Origin of the sequence: Helicobacter monodelphidis (assembly GCF_003288845.1) — a bacterium.
Classification (GTDB): domain Bacteria; phylum Campylobacterota; class Campylobacteria; order Campylobacterales; family Helicobacteraceae; genus NHYN01.
The window spans coordinates 1-5,108 of record NZ_NHYN01000040.1; the positions used below are offsets into that span (position 1 = coordinate 1).

General features: G+C 32.9%; 4 protein-coding genes. 2 read left to right on the forward strand and 2 right to left on the reverse strand.

The genetic code is table 11. The features are described 5' to 3' along the window. A partial coding sequence (locus CCZ01_RS09565) for a PDC sensor domain-containing protein (RefSeq protein ID WP_458692863.1) occupies positions 1 to 1,292 on the reverse strand: 1,292 nt, incomplete at its 3' end. A gap of 202 nt (positions 1,293 to 1,494) precedes the next feature. Between CCZ01_RS09565 and CCZ01_RS09570 the strand changes: the two genes are divergently transcribed. Next, entirely contained in the window at positions 1,495 to 2,157 is a 663-nt protein-coding gene (locus tag CCZ01_RS09570) for an outer membrane beta-barrel protein (protein ID WP_112052988.1), read from the forward strand. 9 nt (positions 2,158 to 2,166) lie between these two features. Next, positions 2,167 to 2,439, forward strand: coding sequence for a DUF6171 family protein (locus CCZ01_RS09575; protein WP_220106550.1), 273 nt, complete (start codon positions 2,167 to 2,169; stop codon positions 2,437 to 2,439). Between the two features lie 3 nt (positions 2,440 to 2,442). On the opposite strand, the gene CCZ01_RS09580 is transcribed toward CCZ01_RS09575, so the two are convergent. Beyond that, positions 2,443 to 4,986: a DUF2339 domain-containing protein gene (locus CCZ01_RS09580; RefSeq protein WP_112052989.1), complete on the reverse strand. Its 2,544-nt coding sequence runs from the start codon at positions 4,984 to 4,986 to the stop codon at positions 2,443 to 2,445. Between the last annotated feature and the right edge of the window lie 122 nt (positions 4,987 to 5,108).

Sequence of the window (5,108 nt, forward strand, 5' to 3'; positions counted from 1 at the left end):
CTACCCTTTGAGGCAAATTCTACAACTTCTAAGGATTCTTTAACAAGTTTTGCATCAATATCTAAATTTATATTTGTTTGTTGGATGTTTTCGTTAATCGCAACCCCCATTTTTCCTAACTCATCTTCAGCGATAATCTTCAATGGTTTTGGTGCAACTTTTACTTTATGGTTAAGATAGCCAAAGAATTCAAGAAGTGTATCAGAAATATGGTGAATACGAGAAACAAGTTTTGTGCGAACATAGTACATTACGACAATCATAATAAGTAAGAATGTGATGGTGGATGACGCAATCATTACGCTTGTTACATTGCTTATGGGTGCAAAAACAGATGCTTCTGGTGCAACTACAACAACAGACCAGTAAATGCCTGTCTCACGCCATATTTCAAAGTTTGCAAGTCCAGCAAAAGATTTCTCATTATTCATACTGATTAGTTCAAAAAAGCCATCTTGCCTATTTGTTTGTGCTTCTGCCATTATTTTAATGGAGGGGTGTGGATTGACATCTGTTGCTTTTTTACCGAGTATTTGTTGAATCGGGCTTGCAGCATAAACGGCATTGGGTGAAAGAACTGCAATAAAGTCATTACCATAAACATAGTTGGCTTTATCTAAAATCACTTCTTCTGTAAGTTGTTGCAAATCAATACTCAATCCAATAACCCCAATCATCTTACCTTTCTTAAAAAGAGGAGTAGCAATATTGACTCCAAAATACTCCTCATTGCCAATTTTTATATTCATAGGCTCACCTAATACCGCCTTTTGTGTTTGAATGGCTTGCTGAATAGCGGTGGCTTGCAAGAATCTAGGGTCTGGAGAAAGGGGGGATATACCACCTTGTCTTTCTAAGTCGTCATCTTTTAAGACAAGCAAGAATTCTGTTCTACCATTTTGTATGATGGTTGTATCTGTTGTGTTTGGGATAGTCTGCAAAAATTCTGGGTCATCATAAATATAAGCAAAAGCATGAGATGCCCAATTTGATGTGTCAAGGACACTTTTTGTGATATTATCTATGAATCGTTCGGTTATTTGTTCTTCAGGCATATTTTTTACAATACTCTGTGTCGATTCCAAGATTCCAAAGCTCTCATCAAAGGCAGGCATAATATAATTTGCTTGACGCTTAGCTGCATTATAGAGAAGTTTTTCTGCCTCTTTTTCCAATATTGATTGAGATTGATAAAGAACTGCGATTGTCATAGCTGTTAAGCCAACAAGGACGGCACTAGCGACAATAAGGATAAGTTTTGTCCCTATTTTGAGGTGTTGCAAGAAATACATAGAAATCCTTCAAGCATTGTTTGGGTAAAAAGTTTTGCAATGAATAGAAAATGCTAAAGTAGGATAGCTTAAATAACAATAAAAAAATGAAAATAAAATATTCATTACATGAAAAATATTCAAATCTACACATTTATGTTTGTGTTTAATTGAATTTTTTATTGTATAATGGAGAGTTAATTTAATTTTTAGGAGTCATTCAATGATTACAAAACTAAAGAAATTAGCTTTGTCAGCTGGTTTATGTTCGCTGTTAAGTGTTCCAGTGCTTGCTGGAGAGAGTGGACTTGTTGTGGGCGTAATGGGCGGACTTGGTATGCTTGGTACAAATTCTGATGCTTATGGAAATTTAGGGATTGAGTATGATTGGTATGAAAATGAAAAAAATAACAGCAGTTTTGTTTATGGAGCAAAGTTAGGTTATGATTTTTACTTCCAGAAAGAGCATGCGATGCGACTTTATGTCGATTATACAAGCGGAAAGTATGGAATGGGTGATTTCATTACAGGTGATGTGAATCTTAATACTTTTGCTTTGAATGCGGAGTATCGCTTTGATTTTCTTCCTATTGTTGGTTTGTTTATTGGACCTAATTTACATTTTACTCAATTCCAAACCCACCCAAAGGTTACAAGAGATGATTTGTTTGGTGATAAGAATAAGGTGAGTTTTGGTTTTGGTGGCGGTATTGTGCTTACACCTCTTTCTTTTTTAGAGGTGGAGGGAAGAATCCGTTATCTAAATCTTGGAGTGGGTGAGAAATACACAGGAGCTCTTTCAGACCCAGACCCAAACATTACAAGACGTTCTTATGAAATTGATGATCCCATCACATTTACATTGGGCGTAAACCTTAAATTTTAAGTGTATTTTATGAGCCGTTGCCCTTGTGAAAAAAAGCAAAAAAATAAACAAAAATATAATATTTATGATGCGATTAAAGAGGATAGTCTTTACCATTTTGGGATAGCTGAATCTCCGCATGTAGATTTGGAGATTCAACAAAAACGGCTCCATATTTGCCTTGCTTGTGACCGCTTGTTTGCCTTAACGAAAAACTGCAAAGAATGCGGTTGCTTTGTTAAAATGAAGGTTAAGTATAAAAAATCCGAATGCCCATTAGGAAAGTGGGACGCTGAAGAGTAAGGCTCATATCTTGGATTTAAAAATATATTTTGAGTAAAGATATGAAATAATTAGTAATAATAATCCCATTGTAAGAAAGAGCAATATCTTTGCAATCCCTTCTACAGAATTTGCATCAACGAAAAATAATTTCAAAATTAATCCTACAAATAAGATGAGTGAATAGATCCTAAGGATATGAATCTTAAATATAGGTGATAAAAGAAATGTGGTTGTTGCCAGTATTGCTAAAGTAAGTGTATAGATGTAGTTTTCGAATGTGCTGATACCTCCATACCAGAGTGCTTCCCCAATAAATACAGAATCTTGAAATGTTTGATACCAAAACAGATAACGGATTAAAATCAAAATACTCAATAAGCCATAACAAAAGATAGCAGTTTGCAGAAGGTGAATAAAAGGGGTGTGAATTTTACGAGTTTGAATGTGAATATACGCCAACCATAGCAAGAATGTTGGGATAAAGAATCCGCAAATAATCATCAGCAAAGGTTCGAGCTTAGGATATTTCAGGATGTATAATTCTTGAAATAATGGATTATACAAAATAGAAACAAAAATAATTAAATCATAGAGTGCCTTGAGTGCAAAAATAATAGTCACATAGTTTGAAAGTTTTTTGCATTTGAGGCTAAGAATTGAAAGAATTGCAAATGCAATGACATTAATGCTATATTTAAGATATATAAAAGAATAGCAGAAGGTCAAGATGATTTTTTCAACAAGGCCAATCAAGAGCAACAAGGTTAATCCAGAAATTAAAAACCATAAAAATAAACCAAGAGAATTTGTGTTTTTATCAAATGGAAAGAAAAATAGGTAGTAGCCCATTGCTAAGAGGTAGGCAAATAAATATTTCCAAGGAAGATAAGGGCTATATTGTAAATCAAAAAGGCTAAAAAAGAGCATTTGAATAAAGTTATTACCTAAAGGTAAAAGAATAAACATAAAAACACATAAAAATAAAAATTCAGATTTCCAAATTTGTGGTAGTGAAGGTTTTTTCTGAATTAAAGATAAGCTTAGTAAAATCAAAGCACTTTCAAGTAAGTAGCCAATATATCGAGTGGATTCAGGAAGTAACAAATAAAGAGTATGGGTTAGAGTAAGAATGCCTAAAGCAAAAAAAAGTGTTGGAAAGATTCCTATTTGAACTTTCTGTTTTACCATGCTAAAATATGCAAGTAAGCAAAATAAGAAGATGCAAATAGTAATAAAAATATTCATATCCGAGTATTCAAAACATAAAATACCACAAAGGTAAAATCCAGCCAGAATACAAAAAACAATCGTGAAGGCTAAACCAAAATAAAGGCAGTATAGGGTAATAGCTAAATATAAGCCAAAAAAGCATAGGTATGGAGTAAATACATATTCATATTGATTGACAGAAATGAGTATGGTAAATGTGCTAAGGAGGCTTAAGAGTAGGGGGGAAATTTGTTTATGTGAATGGTATCGGATAAAAGTCAATAATGCTGAAATAAAAATTAGAATTCCTAAAATTCCCCATTCTAAAGCTTGAATATTAACATTTAATAAAAGAAAAGTGAATAAGAAATAAGAAATAGAGAGTATGGAAATTTGTTCTATATCATTGTTGTTGCGAAAACCAATAGAGTTAATGATAAGCAGGATACAAAGGGCTAAAACGAGATGACTATTAAAATCAACAGCATAGAACAAAATAAAATGTAAAATATATAAAAAGACAAATAATATGCTGACAAGATGGATATTTTTATAACCTTTTTTGAAATGTAAAAATATAGAGATGAGGTAAAATAAAAAAATATAACCAAAAATAAAGTAGGGATTATAGTCTGTATTTTCAGCAAAGAGGGTAGGTGTAATCATTCCGCCAATAAGTCCAAAAAATCCAACTAGAATCCCGTAATAAACAGAAGCAACTAAACTGCACATAGCAATTAAAGCTAATATAAGGAAGCTATTTTCGACTCCAAAAAAACCATAAATACGATAGCCTCCGTAAAAGCTCAGAAAAAGAATAACAAATGCTGAACCGATTAGAATTTGTGCGATTCTTTGTAAGGAGGTTTGTTGTGAATATTTATGAAATAATATATTCCCAACAACCAACAGACAGAAGCCAGAAAAAATTGCTAGACCAATACGCATTTTTGGGGTCAGGATTTGATGGGTAAGGGAGTATTGTATTAAGAAAAAAGTTGCTAATATAAGAAAAATACCTCCAATAATCGCAAAAATTTTTTGCGTGAAAAATCGTTCAAAGTTTTTTGGTGTTGTATTTTGCTTAGATTGTGAATCTGTATTTTGTTGTGGATTTTTTGGAGTGAATGTTTTGCTATTTAGATGTTGTCTGAACTGTTCTTTGAAAGCTTCTTGTCTTGTTTTAGCTGAATCCTGTATTTTTAGATTTTGTATGGGGCGATAAGAGCTTGATGATTGTTTATGTAATTCTTGCTTGAGTACTTGAATCTGTTTTTGGAGATGTTTGACTTTAAAAAAATTAACAAAGGCTAGAATAGAACCTACTGCTAAAAAAACCTCGATAATGAATGACATTCTAATGGACTTTTTAGGTCGCCAGCCCCCCAAGAGGGGAGCCTAAGGCTTAAAACAATTCTTAAGAAGACTACTGGAGTAATCTTAAGATATTTTGTTGTGTTGCATTCGCTTGACTCATC

Excerpts from the sequence above, each read along its gene's own strand:
- CCZ01_RS09570 (WP_112052988.1), top strand. The coding sequence starts at position 1,495 with ATGATTACAAAACTAAAGAAATTAGCTTTGTCAGCTGGTTTATGTTCG.
- CCZ01_RS09575 (WP_220106550.1), top strand. The coding sequence starts at position 2,167 with ATGAGCCGTTGCCCTTGTGAAAAAAAGCAAAAAAATAAACAAAAATAT.
- CCZ01_RS09580 (WP_112052989.1), bottom strand. The coding sequence starts at position 4,986 with ATGTCATTCATTATCGAGGTTTTTTTAGCAGTAGGTTCTATTCTAGCC.